Source organism: Hydrogenivirga sp., assembly GCF_056450045.1.
In genome coordinates this window covers 1-17,516 of the sequence record NZ_JBWONM010000132.1, presented here as the reverse complement: position 1 = coordinate 17,516, position 17,516 = coordinate 1, and the positions used below count along the sequence as shown (strand labels likewise).

Annotated in this window: 18 protein-coding genes; 11 read left to right on the top strand and 7 right to left on the bottom strand. The window is 51.6% G+C overall.

Annotated features, from left to right (window positions below; all coding sequences use genetic code 11):
• On the bottom strand, positions 1-238 hold a 238-nt coding region (locus AC1HCM_RS05595; RefSeq protein WP_479460784.1), incomplete at its 3' end, for a hypothetical protein.
• Between the two features lie 84 nt (positions 239-322).
• Between AC1HCM_RS05595 and AC1HCM_RS05590 the strand changes: the two genes are divergently transcribed.
• The 6 genes from AC1HCM_RS05590 to AC1HCM_RS05565 are packed head-to-tail and all read left to right on the top strand — an operon-like array spanning position 323 to position 7,896.
• Complete coding sequence (locus AC1HCM_RS05590) at positions 323-1,546, top strand: CsgG/HfaB family protein (protein ID WP_479460783.1); 1,224 nt, start codon at positions 323-325, stop codon at positions 1,544-1,546.
• A 10-nt stretch (positions 1,547-1,556) separates the two neighbouring features.
• Positions 1,557-3,794 carry a hypothetical protein gene (locus AC1HCM_RS05585; protein WP_479460782.1) on the top strand — a complete coding sequence of 746 codons (2,238 nt, stop codon included), beginning with the start codon at positions 1,557-1,559 and terminating at the stop codon, positions 3,792-3,794.
• Between the two features lie 11 nt (positions 3,795-3,805).
• Positions 3,806-4,426 (top strand): LPP20 family lipoprotein, encoded by a 621-nt coding sequence (locus AC1HCM_RS05580; RefSeq protein ID WP_479460781.1) that lies wholly within the window; start codon positions 3,806-3,808, stop codon positions 4,424-4,426.
• Between the two features lie 10 nt (positions 4,427-4,436).
• The gene (locus AC1HCM_RS05575; RefSeq protein WP_479460780.1) at positions 4,437-4,994 is read left to right on the top strand and encodes a hypothetical protein; all 558 of its coding nucleotides are present in this window, start codon (positions 4,437-4,439) and stop codon (positions 4,992-4,994) included.
• A gap of 46 nt (positions 4,995-5,040) precedes the next feature.
• The gene (locus tag AC1HCM_RS05570; RefSeq protein WP_479460779.1) at positions 5,041-6,156 is read left to right on the top strand and encodes a radical SAM protein; all 1,116 of its coding nucleotides are present in this window, start codon (positions 5,041-5,043) and stop codon (positions 6,154-6,156) included.
• Between the two features lie 6 nt (positions 6,157-6,162).
• A complete protein-coding gene (locus AC1HCM_RS05565) occupies positions 6,163-7,896 on the top strand; it encodes a peptidoglycan D,D-transpeptidase FtsI family protein (RefSeq protein ID WP_479460778.1) in 1,734 nt (577 codons plus the stop codon).
• Here the strand turns inward: AC1HCM_RS05565 and bioD are convergent.
• On the bottom strand, positions 7,873-8,526 hold the full coding sequence (bioD, locus tag AC1HCM_RS05560; protein ID WP_479460777.1) for a dethiobiotin synthase: 654 nt from the start codon (positions 8,524-8,526) through the stop codon (positions 7,873-7,875). The genes AC1HCM_RS05565 and bioD overlap by 24 nt on opposite strands.
• A gap of 20 nt (positions 8,527-8,546) precedes the next feature.
• Here bioD and AC1HCM_RS05555 point away from each other — a divergent pair, with 20 nt between their 5' ends.
• Positions 8,547-9,356 carry a ChaN family lipoprotein gene (locus tag AC1HCM_RS05555; protein ID WP_479460776.1) on the top strand — a complete coding sequence of 270 codons (810 nt, stop codon included), beginning with the start codon at positions 8,547-8,549 and terminating at the stop codon, positions 9,354-9,356.
• Here the strand turns inward: AC1HCM_RS05555 and recR are convergent.
• The 3 genes from recR to AC1HCM_RS05540 are packed head-to-tail and all read right to left on the bottom strand — an operon-like array spanning position 9,287 to position 10,780.
• Positions 9,287-9,895, bottom strand: a complete 609-nt coding sequence (gene recR, locus AC1HCM_RS05550) for a recombination mediator RecR (protein WP_479460775.1) — start codon at positions 9,893-9,895, stop codon at positions 9,287-9,289. The genes AC1HCM_RS05555 and recR overlap by 70 nt on opposite strands.
• Positions 9,885-10,190: a YbaB/EbfC family nucleoid-associated protein gene (locus tag AC1HCM_RS05545; RefSeq protein ID WP_479460774.1), complete on the bottom strand. Its 306-nt coding sequence runs from the start codon at positions 10,188-10,190 to the stop codon at positions 9,885-9,887. The genes recR and AC1HCM_RS05545 overlap by 11 nt, the downstream gene beginning before the upstream one ends.
• A complete protein-coding gene (locus tag AC1HCM_RS05540; protein WP_479460773.1) occupies positions 10,187-10,780 on the bottom strand; it encodes a CDP-alcohol phosphatidyltransferase family protein in 594 nt (197 codons plus the stop codon). The genes AC1HCM_RS05545 and AC1HCM_RS05540 overlap by 4 nt, the downstream gene beginning before the upstream one ends.
• 30 nt (positions 10,781-10,810) lie before the next feature.
• Between AC1HCM_RS05540 and AC1HCM_RS05535 the strand changes: the two genes are divergently transcribed.
• Genes AC1HCM_RS05535 through AC1HCM_RS05525 form a run of 3 tightly spaced genes read left to right on the top strand, consistent with a single transcriptional unit; the run spans position 10,811 to position 15,764 of the window.
• On the top strand, positions 10,811-12,001 hold the full coding sequence (locus AC1HCM_RS05535) for a dicarboxylate/amino acid:cation symporter (RefSeq protein WP_479460772.1): 1,191 nt from the start codon (positions 10,811-10,813) through the stop codon (positions 11,999-12,001).
• A gap of 2 nt (positions 12,002-12,003) precedes the next feature.
• Positions 12,004-12,912 carry a protoglobin domain-containing protein gene (locus tag AC1HCM_RS05530; protein ID WP_479460771.1) on the top strand — a complete coding sequence of 303 codons (909 nt, stop codon included), beginning with the start codon at positions 12,004-12,006 and terminating at the stop codon, positions 12,910-12,912.
• Positions 12,913-12,935: 23 nt separating this feature from the next.
• On the top strand, positions 12,936-15,764 hold the full coding sequence (locus tag AC1HCM_RS05525) for an RtcB family protein (protein WP_479460770.1): 2,829 nt from the start codon (positions 12,936-12,938) through the stop codon (positions 15,762-15,764).
• On the opposite strand, the gene AC1HCM_RS05520 is transcribed toward AC1HCM_RS05525, so the two are convergent.
• Together AC1HCM_RS05520 and AC1HCM_RS05515 are read right to left on the bottom strand one after the other, a co-directional pair.
• Positions 15,735-15,929 carry a hypothetical protein gene (locus tag AC1HCM_RS05520; RefSeq protein ID WP_479460769.1) on the bottom strand — a complete coding sequence of 65 codons (195 nt, stop codon included), beginning with the start codon at positions 15,927-15,929 and terminating at the stop codon, positions 15,735-15,737. The two genes, AC1HCM_RS05525 and AC1HCM_RS05520, sit on opposite strands and share 30 nt — an antisense overlap.
• A gap of 6 nt (positions 15,930-15,935) precedes the next feature.
• Complete coding sequence (locus tag AC1HCM_RS05515) at positions 15,936-17,387, bottom strand: menaquinone biosynthesis decarboxylase (protein ID WP_479460768.1); 1,452 nt, start codon at positions 17,385-17,387, stop codon at positions 15,936-15,938.
• Positions 17,388-17,405: 18 nt separating this feature from the next.
• Between AC1HCM_RS05515 and AC1HCM_RS05510 the strand changes: the two genes are divergently transcribed.
• The coding region (locus AC1HCM_RS05510) for a D-aminoacyl-tRNA deacylase (protein ID WP_479460785.1) at positions 17,406-17,516 on the top strand (111 nt) is incomplete at its 3' end.

Sequence of the window (17,516 nt, the reverse complement as noted above, 5' to 3'; positions counted from 1 at the left end):
CGGTGTTTTCCAAGAGAGCTTCCCAAACTAAAACCACATCTTTCCTAATTCCCTCAAGCCAGAGGCTTTCTACACCTATGTTGATGTCCCCCTCACCCCTCAGGTAAGGCACAAAAGCTTCAATCAGAGGGTGTTTCTGCTCTTTCCCCGTTTCCGTTTCTCTTTTCAAAAGCCTTGACCTCAGTATCCTGCCTCCCTTTACGAGCACCTCTAAGGACACCCTATCGGTAATTTTCACTTTTAACCTCTCCATCGCCGGAATTGAATATATACTGGAGCGGGATTAAAATGAAAGGTAAGAACGTTAAAAGGAGGGGTTGTTATGGTCTCTAAGAAGTCTGCAGTAATTTCTCTGGGAGTAATTCCGGCTATCCTTGCCTGTGGTACCAAAGCACCGTCCATTGACCCAACAGCCTACCCTATCACACCCGCCGACAAGGTAAGGGTTGAGATACCGGATGCCTGTAGGATCGCTTACGAGAACGTGATTCCCAAGATCGCTGTTGTGGACTTTGCCAACAATACGACCTTTGACCTTGCAAAGGTGGTTCAGTCCCAATCCGCGGGAACAGAAAAGAGAAAAGAGGTTCACGGCGGTGTTTGGGGTATTACGGCTGGTCCGGCTGGCATAGGTGTGGGACACGTGGGTGCGAGTGCTTCCAGGAGAGACTGGAGAACCCAGGCGCAGACCATATCAAGGGATGTAAACGCCAAGCTTGGGGAGAGTATAGCTGAGGCTGTTGTCAGTGAGCTCGCCAACATAGGAGGTATGAAGATATACACCAGGAAGGACCTCCAGAAGGTGCTTGAAGAGCAGAAGCTCCAAATGTCTGGACTGATAGACCCCAACACCGCGGTACAGGTCGGCAAACTTGCTGGAGTCAAGTACATAGTCACGGGTGCCGTCAACAACATCAACCTGAAGTGGGTTGCCGTGGGTGAGGGGGTAAAGAGAGGGCTTACCGAACGCCTTGGTCTCCTTGGTGCAGCGGCAGCCGTTGGGGCTTCAACCCAGGAGGGATGGAACCTTATGGTTGATATAGTTGTCAAGGTTATAGATACAGAGACAGGGGAGGTTGTCCTGACAAAGACCGTCTCGGGAAGAGAGGTTCTCGGCAAGACCCCCACATTCAACTACGATTCCATAATAGGAGGTGCAAAGAAGGCTGCTATGGAAGCCCTTGAGGACATAAGACCTGAACTATCCAAGCTCTTCCCCCTCAGGGGATACATAATCCAGCTCAGAACCGCTCCCGACGGCAAGGCAAGGTATGCCTTGATAAACGTGGGTTCCAAGAACGGTGTTAAAGAGGGTCAGGAGTTCTTCGTCATTGACTTTCAGGCTGTTCAGGACCCGATAACCGGAAGGACTACCTGCGACCAGATAAAGCTCCCTGTTACCCTCAAGGTCTCCAATCAGATACAGCCTGACAAAGCCTGGACGGTTGCAGAGGGAGACAAGAACCAGATAATGAGGCTCAAGCTCGGTCAGGTGGTGGAGAGAAAGCCCCTTGAGGGAGGAAGCACTCTAAAGAAACTCTTCTGAGGAGGGTGAGATGAATTTCAAGGGCTTGAAGGTCTCCTTTTTCCTCTTCCTTTTCTATGTTGGTCTCCTCTTTGCCTCTCAAGGAGGATTTGTCAAGGGACAGAAGGTGAGAATAATAACCCACGACGGAAAGGAGGTTTTCGGAACCATAAAGAGCGTTTCCAAGCAGGCGGATATAGACACCGCTCTGGGATTCAGAACAAAGGTGAAGTTGAAAAGAATCTATAAGATAACAAGGAAGGGCAAGCTCTTCACCTACTACACCCTTGATGGAAAGGTTATCAAGGGAAGCACCCATTATCCTATTAAATTCGTTGTTGACTTAGGACCATACGGTGTTCAGGAGTTTGGACTTAAAAGGTACTTTGTGGAGAAGATGCCCAGGCTCATAGAGGTTTACACAGGTCAGGGGAGGAATATCGTGCCCAAGGAGAGATCCCCGCAGGCAGTCGCTCGCGCGGGTGCTCAATCCGTTCCGGGAGGTGTGCTCCTTTCCGTAGACGAGAGCACCTGTCCCGTTGGGGGTTTTAGCTCTGAGCTTAAGATCGTCCGGGGAAGCTACGAGTGCATAGACTTTCAGGGAATGAGATGGATAAAGCCCTTTGATCAGGGCTTGAGGCTTTACAGGGAGCTTGACCTTAAAGGAGACTTCTCCCTTGAGTTCAGCTTTTATGCCTTTAAAGAGGGCTGTCCCTACGTGAGGATAACCCTCTTGCCTGAAAAGCCTATTTTAGAAGCCAAGAAGGGGAACATATACTTTGAAGGTGAAGTCTTTGCAACCTTAAACGGAAGCTGCGATTCCTTCCAAGCGGGGATAAGCTCTAATCCTATGAACAACCCCGATCTTTATGAGTACAGGCGCAAGATATCCCCGAATACTGTTCACAGGGTAGCCTTTGTGGTCAAGAACGGAGTTGCTTCCCTGCTCCTTGACGGAAAGAAAATAGCTGCAGAGCCCTTCTCACCCACAAAGCCCATAAAGGGCATAGGTATATTCTTTTACAAGAAGTTCAGCACCGATACGCCCTACTCTGAGAGCCCTGCCCTTTTGGGAAATCTTAAGGTTTCTCTCGCCACGGAAGCGGTTACTAAGAGTGCTCCCCTCAAGTCACCCACGCCACCCCCTGTAAAGATGACGCCAATGCCAGCACCGAAGCCCCCTGTGGTTACCGCTCCTGTAACGGCTCCAAAACCCCAGGCGAAGTGTATAGAGTCCGTCGGTGTGGGGGAAGCCTCGGTTATAGGGGGAGACAGAGCATCCGCCAAGGTTGAGGCTCTTGCAAGGGCTAAGTGGGATGCTATTGAAAAGGCTCTGGGCGTGAGGACAAGCGTCAAGACGATAGTTCAGAACTTCAGCCTGCTTGATGAGGTGATAAGGAACGAGGTTGGAGGCTTTATAACTGGCGTTAAGGTACTCAGCGAAGAGAACTTTGCGGACATGGTAAGGGTTAAGGTTAAGGGCTGTGTCTATCCTAACTCCGCCGAGAAGGCTCTGAGCCTTATATCAAGGGATACAGCCTTCAGCGTGATAGTGGTTACAAAGAGGCAGAACTCCGTTGAGCTTGATGAGATGAATCCGGTGACCACCGAGCTTGTGAACATACTCAACCAGCAGGGTTTCAAAGTCTACGACTTTGCCGGCAACCCGAATGTGAATCCCTACGAGATTGAGACCATCATAGCCCAGAGGAGGTTCATAGCTCTCAGAGCCTACATGGCGAGGGTTCTATCGGGAGCGATGGTGGTCGGTAAGGTTGAGCTCATACCTTCAACGAGGTCCGGTCAGGACATAGGCTACGGGATTAGGTCTACCTTCAACGTTGTAACCGCAAGGCTTAACTACTACCTTCTGGGAAGGGACAATCAGGGACTCAGGATAATTGCCTCAGGCTCCCTCTCTGCGAGGGGGGTTGCACCGAACATACAGGATGCAGGATACAAGGCTATGGAAGCCCTCGCGAGAAACCTCGGCTCGGACATAATGGGCAAGCTGGAACGCTACATGGCTTCCAAGAAGAAGGTGGTCACCGTCGTCGTTAGAGGAGTGAGGAGCACGAGGGATAACTTTGCGATAAAGGAGAAGCTCCAGAGGGTTCCCTGGGTTCAATCGGTGGAGGACATTGGTCTCGGCAAGTTCAGGGTGACCTATCTGGAGAACACCATCTACTTGGCGAACGCCGTGGAGAGGATTCCTGAGCTCAAGCTCCTGAAGTTCTCGCCCACGGAAGTCGTTGCTCAACTCCTCTGAGGAGGTTGAAGATGAAGTCCATCCTGCCCCTCCTTTTCCTCCTTGTTCTCTTTTCCTGTGGACAGAAGACGGAGAGCCTCAAGAAGGGACCCACAAAGGAAGAGCAGCTCCAGAAGGCGGGAAGAGCCTTTGAGGAGCTTGAGAGAGAGGCTGGCAAACCCGCCAAGGAACTCACCCTTGAAGAGGGAAAGACCCCTCCAAAGAGAGTTGAGAGGAAGCCAGAGTACAAGAAATACCCGCTCAATCTTGCAAAACGGGAAGCTCCTAAAACCAAGTATCCTATAGTGAACGGGCTCCCCGTCTGGGTCAGCAACCCTAACTACGGTGGGGTCCTCGGTGGAGTGGGGGTTGCCAAAAGGATACCAGGCAAGGGCTACGCTGAGCAGAAGCGCCTGGCGAAACAGATAGCACTGGCAGACCTGGCAAAGCAGGTGGAGCTTATTGTCAAAACGGAACTCACCAAGGTGGAGGTAAACGTTGATACAAAGACCCTTCAGTATTACAAGAAGAAGTTCAGCTCCTACTCGGAGCAGGAAGTAAGAGAGATGGTGATAAAAAACGCCGTCATAGAGGACGAGTGGATTGACCCAAAAACCGGAGAGCTCTACGTCTGGGTAGTGCTCAAGAGATAGGGAGGTTAACATGAGAAGGCTTTTAATCCTTGGACTACTACTTTCAACGCAGCTCTACGCTCTTGAGCTTGGTGCCAAGCTGGGTAACGCCCGTATAAACTGGAAGGACAACACGGACACTACCCTTGAGTGGTACCTTGCTCTTTACGGTGAACACCTCTTCCCCCTTTCACCCCTCCTGAGTGTTGGTCCTATGGTTGAGCTTGGGTACGGGAAGAAGAATATAGGCACCTTTTACTGCCCGGGTGTGGGGACCTGTAAGGTTGACCTTACCTACACTACCCTTGAGGTTAACGGGAAGGCAGTTCTTGGTGTTACTCCCATATTTGACCTCTACGGTGGGGGCGGGATATCAAGCAACAGGTTCGGAATAGACGCCTGGGACCTCAACGGAAACTCGGTGGGGACCCTCGGAGATGAAACCAAGGGAGGAGTCCAGGCTTTTGTGGGAGCTCAGCTCAAAGGCAGGGGTTTTGGAGCCGGTCTTGAGTACAAGTACAAGTATGTCAACACCGATTCCATAGACTCGGTTGATAGCGTTACCCTGAGCCTGTTCCTGAGCTTTTGAAGGTGTATAATTACTTGGAACTTTACCAGTAAGGGAGGTATAGGATATGAATAGAGTTGTCCTTGAGGACCTCACACAGCAGAAGGAAAGCCCCGAATACCTTCAGATAAGCTGGGCTGCAGCTATGACCCTCGGGCTCATCCCGGGTCAGTTTTACAGGAACACGAAGCTCAGCTGCATAAATACGCTCCTCACCTATCCCTCCGGCTGTCATGCCACCTGTGCTTACTGCGGTCTTCAGAAGGCGAGGGACATGGAGTACTCAAAGAAGAACTTCATCAGGGTTGAGTGGCCTACCGTCAAGCTGGAGGACATAATAGAGAGGACCAAGGCTGTTGGGCACGCGGAGCGTCTCTGCATATCCCAGATAACCCACCCGAGGTCCATAAGGGATACAAAGTACGTGCTCAAAAGGGTCATTGAGGAGCTTGGAGACCAGCTCTTTGTCTCAATACTGATGAACGCAACAGGGCAGACCTACGAGGATATAGAGGATTACAAGAAGCTCGGAGCTGACACGCTGACGGTTGCCCTTGACGCAGCTACACCGGAGATATTTGACAAGCTCAGAGGCAGACCCATGAACAGCCCCCACAGGTGGGATACCTACTGGAAGGTTCTTGAGTGGTGTGCTGAGGTCATGGGAGATGGATACGCCGGCTGCCACCTCATAGTCGGTCTCGGTGAAACCGAACAGGAGATGATAGAGACCATTCAGAAGGTCAAGGATCTGGGGGCAAGGACGCACCTGTTCTCCTTCTGGCCCGAAGAGGGATCTCTCATGGAGAAGGAAAAGCCCTGTCCTGCGCCTCAGTACAGAAGGGTCCAGATGGCGAGGTACCTTATAGACAACGACCTTTCAAGGTACGACTACATGGAGTTCAACGAAAAGGGGCAGGTTGTTGACTGGGGTGTATCTGAGGAGGTCTTTGAGGAGATATTCTGGAGCGGAAAGCCCTTCATGACCGCAGGCTGTAGGGGTAAGACTACCGAGGTTGCCTGCAACAGACCCTTCGGTGACAGCTCCGTTTCCGATATAAAGAGCTACCCCTTCAAGCCAAACAAGAGCGACCTCAAGAAGATAAGGAAGCAGCTCTTTGACTACGATATGGAGAAGGCTTATCCTGACGTTCTGAACCCGAGCGTCTTCAGGTATCAGTAGTAAGAGGTGGGACTGGAGCAGGGCTGGGCTTTCAACAAGAAGTTCAGGACGAAGAGCCTAACCGTATTCTTTCTCTTTGTCCTCCTGCTATCTATCTCCCTTCTCTGGATACTGAACCTACAGGTAACCAAGGAGAGCGAGGTTGCCGAAAGGATAGAGAAGGAGTTTGACAGGGTTGTTGCGGTTCGTGTTCCCCTTTACAGGGGTAGCATAGAGGACAGGAATGGAAAAGACCTCGCCCTCAGCGTGCCGACCGTATCCCTATATGCCCACCCTGACACGAGCAGGCTCAACAACAGGAGGGAGCTCATAAGGGAGCTCTCCAGATTGACAGGAGTTCCCGCCTCCCGCATAGAGAAGAGGATAGCCACCGGAAGCAGCAGGCCTATCAAGATACTCTCAGGTATAGACAGGGACCTCAAGGACGAGATCAGAGAGCTTATACTCAGAACGGAGAACACCTCCTACCTTGGTGTTCAGGAGGAATACAAACGTTTTTATCCCAACGGCACCACAGCCTCCAACACCATAGGCTTTGTGGGAGTTGACGGAACAGGACTTGAGGGTATGGAGTACATGCTTAACGATAGGTTGAAGGGTGGCTACACCAAAGCTCTCATATACATGAACGGAGGACTCGGCAAGATATACCTTCACCCCCTGCGGGGTATGCTCGGCGATGAGGAAGATGTCCTCCTCACAATAGACCTCGGTGTTCAGCACATACTTGAGAAGATAAGGGACGAGATAGTGAAGAGGTGGCGCCCGAAGAAGGTGTCCATACTTCTTCTTGACCTCACCGACGGAAGCGTGCTCGGACTTGCAACCTACCCCTACTTTGACCCCAACAACTTCGGCAGGTATCCCGCCGAAAAGAGGAGGAACTTTGCCGTTACGGACGTATTTGAGCCGGGCTCAATAATGAAGCCCTTCTTCATAGGGTGGGCTCTTGAAAAGGGCTATGTGAGCCCGAGCTTCAGAGTGAACACCGGCAGAGGGAGGGTCAAGGTTTACGACAGGTACGTTAGGGACCTAAAGCCCCTCGGTAGGGTGAACCTTGAGGAGATCCTCGTCCACTCCTCAAACATAGGAACGATAAAGGTTGCCTCTTACCTTAAAAAGGAAGATGTTTTAGAGCTCCTCAGGACCTTTCACCTGCACAGGCGCTTCGGCATATTTCCGGGGGAGGCTAATCCCCAGCTCCCCGATTACGATTACCCTGCGAACATACTCTACTCGTCCATAGGTCAGGGTATAGCCCTGAACACCCTCAACATAGCGGTCGCCTTTGGAGCCCTTGCCACCGGGGAGGTTCTCAAGCCCAAGATAGTTAAGAAGGTGCTTTCCTCCGAGGGGAAGGTGCTCTACGAGGCTGAGAAGGAGGTTTGGAGAAAGAAGGTTCTCTCCGATAAGACCCTTAGGTGGCTCAGAAAGACGCTTACGCGTGTTGTTGAGAGGGGAACGGGGAAGAAGGCAAGGTCCAGGTACTTCACCATTGCCGGCAAGACGGGGACTTCCCAGAAGTTTGACCTGAAGGAGGGTAGGTACTCAAGGGATAAGGTCGTGACCTACTTCGCTGGCTTTTTCCCTGCCAGAGACCCGAGGTTCGTTGCGGTTATAGTCGTTGATGAACCTAAGGGAAGGAAGCTTTACGGGGGTGAGGTGAGCGCTCCCTACTTCAGGACCCTCGTTGAGCAGGTAGCCTTTTACTACGGTCTAAAACCCGACAAGCTCAAGTAGCTTTTCCCTTTCTTCCGGGGGCAGATTTAAGGATCGGCTCCTTTTGATGCACACGGGCTTCAAGCCCGTCATCTCATAGACTATCTGAGGGTTAGTCCTTTCGGATACGTCCTCTCCTGTGAAGCCGTTGAGAACTATCCCCCTGAGCTCAAGTCCGAGAGCCTCAGCGTAAAACCAGGAGAGATAGGTGTGGTTTATCGTTCCTAGACCGGCCCTTCCAACTAAGACAACCTCAAGCTTCCAGTCCCTTGCAAGGTCTCCGTAGGTGTACCTCTCCTTTATTGGAACCCCTATACCTCCAGCCCCTTCCACGAGCAAAAGCTCGTACTTATCCCTGAGCATCCTGAAGCGCTTCTCCAACTCCTTCAGGGGTACCTCCTTTCCCTCTTCCATCTCACCAGCCCGGGGGGAGAGGGGAAGCCTGTAGGTGAAGGGTACCACCTCCTCTATCTCCTGCCCTGTTGCTTCAGCCAGAAGCCTTCCGTCCTCGGGAACATCCCTCACATAGGTCTCCACGGGCTTAAAGCATCCCACCTTTACCCCTCTTTCCTTCAGGGAGAGGGCTAAGTTATAGGTTATAAAGGTCTTTCCAACACCCGTGTCCGTTCCCGTGATAAGGATGGCGCTCATGGGTAATAATACTAAAGCAGATGTGGCTCCTTTTCTTACTCTTTCCTTTCCTGTCCTTAGCCTCCGAGTTTTCCTTTTGGGAGGGAAGCTCTTATGGTAGGTTCCTGAGCCTTGCGGAGAGGGCGAGGATCGTGTACCTCGGGGAGATTCACGACAGGAAGGATATCCATGAGCTTCAGCTGAGGGTAGTGAGGGACCTCCACTCCAAGGGCTACAGGCTCATCATACTTATGGAAGCCTTCCAGCAGCAGTTTCAGGATGTCCTTGATGAGTACATAGAGGGTGAGATAGAAGAGGAGGAGATGCTGAAGAGGACGGAGTACTACAAAAGGTGGCGCTTTGATAAAGAGCTCTACGCACCCCTGTGGAGGTTTGCAAGGGAGGAGGGGATAAGGCTCTTTGCCCTGAACATACCCTCAGAGCTTCTCAGGGAGATAAGGGAGAGGGGCATTGAGAGGGTAAGGAGCCACTACCTTCCCAAGAGGCTGATGCCCTTTAGGAGAAAACACAGGGAGTTCTTGAGGAAGGCTATGGGAAAGCACAAAATCAAGAACGAAAAGCGTTTCTTTGACATTCAGCTCGCCTGGGACATGGGCATGGCTTTCAGGATAGCCAAGGTAGCTCTGTTCCATCCAGAGGAAAAGCTCATCGTTGTGGTAGGCTCCGGGCACGTGTGGGAAGGGTACGGAATACCTGAGAGGGTTAACTTCCTTTTGGGGGAGATCCCCCAGCTCGTGTCCTTCGTAGATGAGGACTACCTCTACTTTCTGTTCTCAAGGGACTTCTCAAGGGAGAGCTCGTCGGCAAACTCAAGGAGGGAGCCGAACTGAAGTCCGTAGGATATGCGTGATACCTTGACCGAGGGGAACCTGTCCTTTATCAACTTTATTAGGTAGTTGGCTGTAGCTTCTCCTTCCGCATTCGGGTTCGTGGCTATTATCACCTCCCTCGCTCTGTTTTTTCCGACCCTCTCTAAGAGGGAGTCAATGGTTAGGTCTTGGGGAGAGACACCCTCAAGGGGAGCTATCCTTCCCTGAAGCACGTGGTAAACACCCTTGTACCTCTCAAGCTTCTCTATTGAGTAGGCGTCTTGGGACTCCTCAACCACGCATATGAACCTTTTGTTCCTCTTTGGGTCGGAGCATATGGCGCAGGTCTCCCTGTCCGTGAGGAGGTAGCATTCCCTGCAGGGTCTTATGCTCTCCGCCGCCTCTTTGAGCTTCAGAACGAGCTCTGTCCTCTCCTCCTTCGGTAGCTTGAGAAGGTTGTAAAGGAGGCGCACCGCTCCCCTTTCACCGTAGGTCGGTATCTTGACAATTCCCTCAAGGGCTTCCTTAAGGGGTTTGGGAAACACGTCCTCAAAAGCCAAGTCCGAGACCTCCCAAAAGCCCCCCGAACTTCCTGTTGAACTCCTCCTTGGCTATGTCCCTTGATATGTCCTGAGCCTGATTTATCAGGTCTATAAGAATGGGTTTTAGCTTGCTCCAGTTCCTTGTAAGCTCCTCTTCCTTCACATCTATATCAACTACCTCTCCCAAGCCGTTGAATATTATCTCAACGCCGTCCTTCTCAATGATCTCCTTGCGGTGCCTCAAGCTCTCCTTAACCTCCTCAAAGCCCTGCTGGAAGTTCTTCAGCTGCTTCATCATGTCGTATATGTTCATGAGTACCTCCTGTCCAAACTCTTCTTTACCTCATACACCCTCTGCAGGGTGGTAGCCATTCCTCCCACGAATATGAGGAGCAGGGCTAAGGGAACGAGGTCAAGGAGTATTCCCAGAAGGAGCACTATCCACCTCTCCGTTCTCTCAAAGACACCCCCTATGCCGTAAATCCCGAGGGACTCAGCCTTAGCCCTCGTATAGCTGACACCGTAGGAACCCACAAGGGCAAGGATCGAAAGCCCCACCCCCGCCGGCTCTCCCATCTGGGCGTACATCAATCCCAATGATAGAAAGGGAAGGGAGTCCGAGAGCCTGTCAACCGTTGAGTCAAGAAAGGCTCCAAAGTCCGATTCAAGTCCAAGCCTCCTCGCGAGGGCACCGTCAACGGCATCCATCAGAGCGCCCACTCCCATCAGTATGAGGGCTATCAGGCTAAAGCCGTAGTAAAGGGCGAGGGAGCCAAGGGCTATGAGGAGAAAGCCCGTAAAGGTCACCGCGTTTGGATGCACACCGCTGCTGGACAGGAAATCAACCACTGGGGTGATTGATCGCTCAAAGTAAGGCTTTAGCTCTCTGCTGACAAAACTCATTTTCCGTTAATAGTATAATCTAACGAGCCCATGAGAAAACTGCTCACCGTTGAGAACCTCACCCTCTTGGGGATACTCCTTGGGGCTGTGGGCGGCTTTTATATGCCTTCCCTTTTCCAAGAAATAAAGCTCCTTGGAGAGCTATTCCTGAACCTGCTGAAGATGATAATAGTGCCACTTGTCTTCACCTCGGTCTTCATAGCCATGCTCGGCTTGGGGGATGTTGCTAAGTTCAAGGATGTCGGGCTCAAAACCATAGCCTACTACTTCCTGACCACGAGCCTCTCGGTCCTCACGGGTCTTCTCCTCGTTGTAGTCCTTGAACCGGGGAAGGGTAATGAGATAAACCTCCCCCATGAGGAGGTCCCTCATGTTAAAGCCCTCACCTTTGAAGATATACTCTGGAACATCGTCCCCTCCAACCCTATCCAGAGCCTCGCCGAGGGGAAGGTTCTCCAGATAATATTCTTCTCCCTCCTCTTCGGTCTTGCCACCTTGGCGATAAAGAAGGAAAAGATGGGGCACGTTTACAACCTCTTTGACGGGCTAAACGACGGGCTCATAAACCTGACACGCTGGATTGTGAGGCTCACCCCCGTTGGCGTCTTTGCCCTCGTAGGTTATATGGTCTCAGAGGTTGGGATATCTGTCTTCCTGTCCCTCTGGAAGTACGCCCTTACCGTCGTACTGGGGCTTCTGGTCCATGCCTTTATAGTCCTGCCGGCTATAGCTTACCTACTGGGCAGGTACAACGCCTATAAATACCTTCTCAGCGTGAGAGAAGCTCTCCTCTTAGCCTTCTCAACAGCCTCAAGTGCGGCAACTCTTCCGGTCTCAATGCAGGTTGCGGAGGAGAGGGGAGGCGTTAGAAAGGAAACCGCAGGCTTCGTCCTCCCCCTCGGAGCCACGATAAATATGGACGGGACAGCCCTCTACGAATCCGTCGCCGCTGTTTTCATAGCCAACGTTTACGGGATAGAGCTGAGTCTTCCCCAGCTCTTCATGATATTCCTGACAGCCACCTTAGCCTCAATCGGTGCGGCAGCCATACCCGGTGCGGGACTCGTGATGCTGACATTGGTCCTGAGTTCTGTAGGTATCCCCCTTGAGGGGATAGGTCTCATAATAGCGGTGGACAGGTTCCTTGATATGCTGAGGACATCTGTAAACGTCTGGGGAGACCTGAACGGTGCGAGAATAATAGACAGGTTCGTAAGGTAATCATGGTAAGTCTTGAAGAGCTGAAGGTTCACTACGAGTGGAGTTCGGAGGACGAGGAAAACCTCAGGAGCGTGGCCCCAGCTGCCTCCAGCTGGGCTGATGAGTTCATAGACAGCTTCTACGACTACCTTGAGAAGTTTGAGGACTTGGAGGACTACATACCCGACGAGGAGACGAGGGAAAGGCACAGGGAGAAGGTTAAGAGGTGGTTTGTTGACGTCTTCAGCCAACCCTACGACGAAAAGTACCTTAAGAAGGTATACAGGATCGGTGAGGTTCACTTCCGTATAGGGCTCCCTCCCCATCACGTGCAGGCGTCCATGAACTTTGTGAGGAGATTCCTTTACGAGAAGCTGACCGATGAGTTTGGCTGCACCCCCCAGAGGGATAAGGTTATGAAGTCCGTGGGAAAGGCTCTTGACCTCAACCTTGACATAATGCTTAACTCTTACAGGGATGAGGAGCTGAGAGCATACCTGTCTACGGGAAAGCTCCAGAACTTCCTTGTTCAGAACATACAGAAGGGACTCTGGTTCCTTGACCTATTCATAGTTATATCCCTCTTCGTTGTAGGAGCCTTCCTTATAGCCTGGGTGCTTTACGAGTTCTTCCTCGTTATCATAGGGCACCTGCCCTTAGAGAGGGGAGGTCTGAGCATTCTCGGTTCAATCCTTATACTCTACGCCATCTCCGAGCTCCTCGCCCACGAGATAAAGCACATAAGGAGCGGTATAATAAGCCTCAAGGTCTTTGTAGGTGTTGCTTTAGCTGCACTCATAAGGAAGATACTGATAGTCTCCCTTACGCCCGAGAAGGTTTACGAGCTACTCAGCCTCGGAGGAGTTATCATTTCCTTAGGTGTGGTTTACTGGCTGATTCACAGGGTTGAAGGGCAGAGCGGTAGGAAGTAATAAATATTGAAGGAGGTCAAGTCATGGCTCTTAAGGAGTCCCTTGAGAGGAGAGGGGAGTTTATATGGGAGCTTCCAAAGGGAAGCGTTGAGGGGCAGAAAGTTCCCGTAATACTCTATCTGAGCGATGCGCTCTTTGAGCTCCTTGAGGAGGATGCGATAAAGCAGGCTGCAAACGCAGCCACACTGAGGGGAGTCCAGAAGGCTATATACGTGATGCCCGATGTTCACGTGGGCTACGGCTTTCCGGTCGGCGGGGTCATGGCAACCGATGTGGAGACGGGAATAATAAGCCCCGGAAGTGTGGGCTACGATATCAACTGCCTTCCAGAGGGAACAGAAATCCTCTCAGAGTTTGGCTATAGGTTCAGAATTGAAGACTTCAAAAAATGCAATTTAATGGGAATTTCAAGAGACTACCGTTCAAAAACTGTTAAGCCTGTTCTCTTGTTCAAGAAGCGGGATGACAAGCTCCTACGTATAAGGACCCGGCTCGGGTACGAGCTCTTGCTTACCCCAGATCACCCCCTCTTAACACCTAAAGGCATGGTGGAAGCAAGGTTTATAGATGTTGATGATAGTGTTGGCGTGTATCCCTTCAGGGGTGTGGAATATGAAGAGCCCGAGGACTTTACCATACTTGAAACCACGGGAAATCCCAATCATGACAGAGAGCTTGCAAAGAGGGGTCTTCTTCCTCTCCATTCCAGAAACGAAAAGCTCCCCATACTTCTCAGGCTCATAGGCTACATAACGGGTGACGGGAACCTATCCAAGGACAGGGTGAACATCTACGGTTCAGAGGATGACCTCAGGCGTATCGCTGACGATGTTAGAAGGCTCGGCTTTAATCCCTGTGGTGTATACACACGCTCAAAAAGGGTTGAACTTGACGGGAATATCTATAACACTGAAGAAAACTACCTTTATGTGCCTTCTAAATCCCTTGTTTCTCTGATGAGGTCTCTAGGAGTTCCCCTCGGAAAGAAGACTCTGCAGGACTTCTGCGTGCCAGATTGGATATTTAAACTCCCGAGATGGATGAAGAGACTTTATCTTGCCGGACTGTTTGGGGCTGAGATGAACAAGCCCATGACATTAAAGGGATACAACTTCACAAACCTTATCTTTTCTCTCAGTAAGCGGGAGGGGTACGTTGAGAGCGGGCGCAGGTTTATACACCAGATAGCTCAGCTTTTGATGGAGTTAGGTATAAAGGTTCAAGGTACAGAAGAATTCAAAGATAGGAAAAGCATAAGACTGAGGCTCTCTATCTCAATGGAAGAAGAAAACTTAATCAAATTCCTTGAGGAGATAGCCTACGAGTACTCCTCCTATAAGGAGAGGCTGGCAAGACTGTCTGCAGCCTATCTGAGATACAAGAGGGCTGTTAGGAGGGAAAGAGAGGTCAAGGCCGAGAGGGCAAAGATATTAAAAGCTTCAGGTATGGGTGTTGAGGAAATAGCACAGGTACTTTCAATAAATAGGAGGTTTGCAGAAAGGAGCGTTTATGAAGGGAGGGGTAGTGTCCGCATAGGAAGCGAAGCCCTCACCTTTGAAGAGTGGGTTGAGAGAAACACGAGCGGAGATATAGTTTGGGATAGGGTTGAATCCGTTGAGGAGGTAGCTTACGACGGCTGGGTTTACGATTTTACGGTGATTGACGAAGAGCACAACTTCGTAGCCCAGAGCTTTGTAGTCTCCAACTGTGGCGTCAGGCTTATAGCTACGAACCTCAGCTCAGCTGAGGTCGCTCCAAAGATAAAGGAGATAATGAACGAGGTTCTCCGAAATGTGCCGGCGGGTGTTGGTTCAACGGGTGATATAAAGCTCTCAAGGTCAAGCATGGAGGAGGTGCTGGTAAAAGGAGCCCGCTGGGCTATTGAACATGGATACGGCTTTGAGGAGGACACAGAGCATATAGAGAGCTTCGGTTCCCTACCCGACGCTGACCCTTCCGAGGCGTCAAAGGAAGCCTATGAGAGGGGCTCTGATGAGCTCGGGACTGTGGGCTCGGGAAACCACTTCGTGGAGGTTCAGGTAGTTGAGGATATATACGATGAGGAGGTTGCCCAGAAGGTCGGTCTGCGAGAAGGTCAGGTGACCATAATGGTGCACTCGGGCTCAAGGGGTTTCGGACATCAGGTCTGCACCGATTACCTCAAGGTTGCCCTTCGCTCCCTACCCAAGTACGGGATAGAGCTCCCCGACCCCCAACTCGCCTGCATGCCCTTCCTTTCCAACGAGGGGCAGAGCTACTTCAGGGCGATGTGTGCTGCTGCCAACTATGCCTTTGCCAACAGGCAGATACTCGGCTTCAAGACCGCAAACACCGTCAGAAAATATCTCGGACTTTCCTGGGAGGATTTCGGCTACAGGCTCATATACGACCACGCCCACAACATAGCTAAGATTGAGGAACACGATGTAGGTGGCAAGACAAAGAGGGTTGTGGTCCACAGGAAGGGTGCTACCAGAGCCTTCCCGCCCTTCAACCCTGAGCTTCCTCCCGCTTACAGGGATGTGGGTCAGCCCGTCATAATACCGGGCGATATGGGGAGAGCCTCCTACCTGCTCGTCGGTCAGCCGGACTCAATGAAGATGAGCTTTGGGACAGCGTGCCACGGGGCGGGGAGGGTTATGTCAAGGAGGCAGGCTAAGAGGTTTGTTAAAGAGCAAGGTCTTGAGAAGGTTATAGCCGGCCTCACGGTTGTAGCCCGGGGCAAGGGAACGATAATGGAGGAGATACCTCAGGCGTACAAGGATGTTACAGAGGTGGTAAGGGTTATAAATGACCTTGGCATAGCCAAGGTGGTTGCAAGGCTAAAGCCCCTCGGAACGCTTAAGGGCTGACCTTCTCCTCTCCTTTATCAGCCTCGCCTTAGCCTCAAAGGCGCTCCCCTTCGGCTTCCTGTTCTTCATAGCTATGAATAGGTGGGTGTAGTCTATCTCCAGACTGGAGGAGCTCACCTTAAGGGGTTTGCTCCTCTTTATTAAAAGCTCAAGCAGTCTTCTCATTGTCCTTTACTCTATTCCAAGTTTCTCCCATATCTCGTCAATCTTTCTCTTCACCTCAGGACTCATCTCTATGACCTCGGGCCATTCCCGGGTGTAGCCTTCCTCCTTCCACTTTGTGGTTGCATCAACGACCATCTTTCCCCCAAAACCGACCTCGTTTGTGGCATGGTCAAGGACATCAATGGGTCCCTTCAGGATGAGTACATCCCTCGTGGGGTCCACGTTGTTTCCCCATGCCCAGAGGACCTGCCCAAAGTCCTGAACGTCTATCTCTTCGTCAAAGATAACTATGTGCTTCTCAAGGGACATGAGCCCGAGCCCGAGCAAGGCGTAGGCAACCTTGAAGGCGTGCCCAGGATACCTCTTCTTTATTGAGACGAAGCAAAAGTTGTGAAAGCACCCCTCCGCCGGCAGGTGGTAGTCAACAACCTCCGGGAGGTTGAACTTTATGAGAGGTAGGAATATCCTCTCGGTAGCCCATCCCAGATACTTGTCCTCCTGCGGGGGTATGCCCACTATCGTGTGCAGGAAGAGAGGTCTCTCCCTTCTCACTATTGCGCTCACGTGCATCTGGGGGTACTTGTCAACCGGTGTGTAGTAGCCCGTATGGTCTCCGAAGGGACCCTCATCAACGAGAGGTTCCTCGGGGTCAACGTAGCCCTCTATAACTATCTCCGCATTGGCTGGATACTCAAGGTTTATGGTAATGCCTTTCACAAGCTCAACGGACCTCTCCATTATCACACCAGCAAAGAGGTACTCGTCAACCTCGGGCGGGAGCGGTGCGCTGGCGACGTAGGGCAGGGGGGACTCACCCCCGAGGGCAACTGCAACCTCCAGCCTCTTCTTCAGCCTCTTAGCCTTCCAGAAGTGGTGGTTGCCGTCCTTGTGTATCTGCCAGTGAACCGCTATGCGGTCCTTATCAAGTACCTGAAGCCTGTAAAGTCCTACGTTCCTTATCCCGCTCTCGGGGTCCTTGGTTATAACCTGACCGAAGGTGATGTACCTGCCCCCGTCCTTAGGCCAGCACTTGGGCACAGGCAGGCTGAATAGGTCGGGACTTCTGTCCACAACCTCCTGGACCGCTCCCCTTCTAACGACCTTCGGTATGGCGTCGTTGAGCTTCTTTAGCTCTGGCAGTCTTTTGAGCTTCTCAAGGAAGGTCTGAGGAACCTCCGGTCTGAGTATCCTGTAAAGCTTCCAGCCTATATCCTCAAGGTTCTCATATCCGAGAGCCATCTTGATACGTCTCTCGGAGCCGTAGAGGTTGGCAACTATGGGTATCTCATACCCCTCAACGTTCTCAAAGAGAAGCGCCTTACCCCCTCCCGGCATCTTTGAGACCCGGTCAATGACCTCCGTTATCTCAAGGATGGGAGAGAGCCTCTCCTTTACCCTTACAAGCTCTCCCTCTCTCTCAAGCGCCCTGACGAACTCCTGAAGGCTCCTGAAGCTCATAGTTATAATCCTACTCTCATGAGGGCGGTTGTCCAGAGGGTAAGGGAATCCCGTGTGGTCGTTGATGGAAAGGTGGTTGGTGAGATAGGTATGGGTGTGAACGTCCTCCTCGGTGTGAGGAAGGGAGAC

Coding starts and splice junctions, on each gene's coding strand:
- AC1HCM_RS05590 (WP_479460783.1), top strand. CDS start 323: ATGGTCTCTAAGAAGTCTGCAGTAATTTCTCTGGGAGTAATTCCGGCT.
- AC1HCM_RS05585 (WP_479460782.1), top strand. CDS start 1,557: ATGAATTTCAAGGGCTTGAAGGTCTCCTTTTTCCTCTTCCTTTTCTAT.
- AC1HCM_RS05580 (WP_479460781.1), top strand. CDS start 3,806: ATGAAGTCCATCCTGCCCCTCCTTTTCCTCCTTGTTCTCTTTTCCTGT.
- AC1HCM_RS05575 (WP_479460780.1), top strand. CDS start 4,437: ATGAGAAGGCTTTTAATCCTTGGACTACTACTTTCAACGCAGCTCTAC.
- AC1HCM_RS05570 (WP_479460779.1), top strand. CDS start 5,041: ATGAATAGAGTTGTCCTTGAGGACCTCACACAGCAGAAGGAAAGCCCC.
- bioD (WP_479460777.1), bottom strand. CDS start 8,526: ATGAGCGCCATCCTTATCACGGGAACGGACACGGGTGTTGGAAAGACC.
- AC1HCM_RS05555 (WP_479460776.1), top strand. CDS start 8,547: ATGTGGCTCCTTTTCTTACTCTTTCCTTTCCTGTCCTTAGCCTCCGAG.
- AC1HCM_RS05545 (WP_479460774.1), bottom strand. CDS start 10,190: ATGAACATATACGACATGATGAAGCAGCTGAAGAACTTCCAGCAGGGC.
- AC1HCM_RS05540 (WP_479460773.1), bottom strand. CDS start 10,780: ATGAGTTTTGTCAGCAGAGAGCTAAAGCCTTACTTTGAGCGATCAATC.
- AC1HCM_RS05535 (WP_479460772.1), top strand. CDS start 10,811: ATGAGAAAACTGCTCACCGTTGAGAACCTCACCCTCTTGGGGATACTC.
- AC1HCM_RS05530 (WP_479460771.1), top strand. CDS start 12,004: ATGGTAAGTCTTGAAGAGCTGAAGGTTCACTACGAGTGGAGTTCGGAG.
- AC1HCM_RS05525 (WP_479460770.1), top strand. CDS start 12,936: ATGGCTCTTAAGGAGTCCCTTGAGAGGAGAGGGGAGTTTATATGGGAG.
- AC1HCM_RS05520 (WP_479460769.1), bottom strand. CDS start 15,929: ATGAGAAGACTGCTTGAGCTTTTAATAAAGAGGAGCAAACCCCTTAAG.
- AC1HCM_RS05515 (WP_479460768.1), bottom strand. CDS start 17,387: ATGAGCTTCAGGAGCCTTCAGGAGTTCGTCAGGGCGCTTGAGAGAGAG.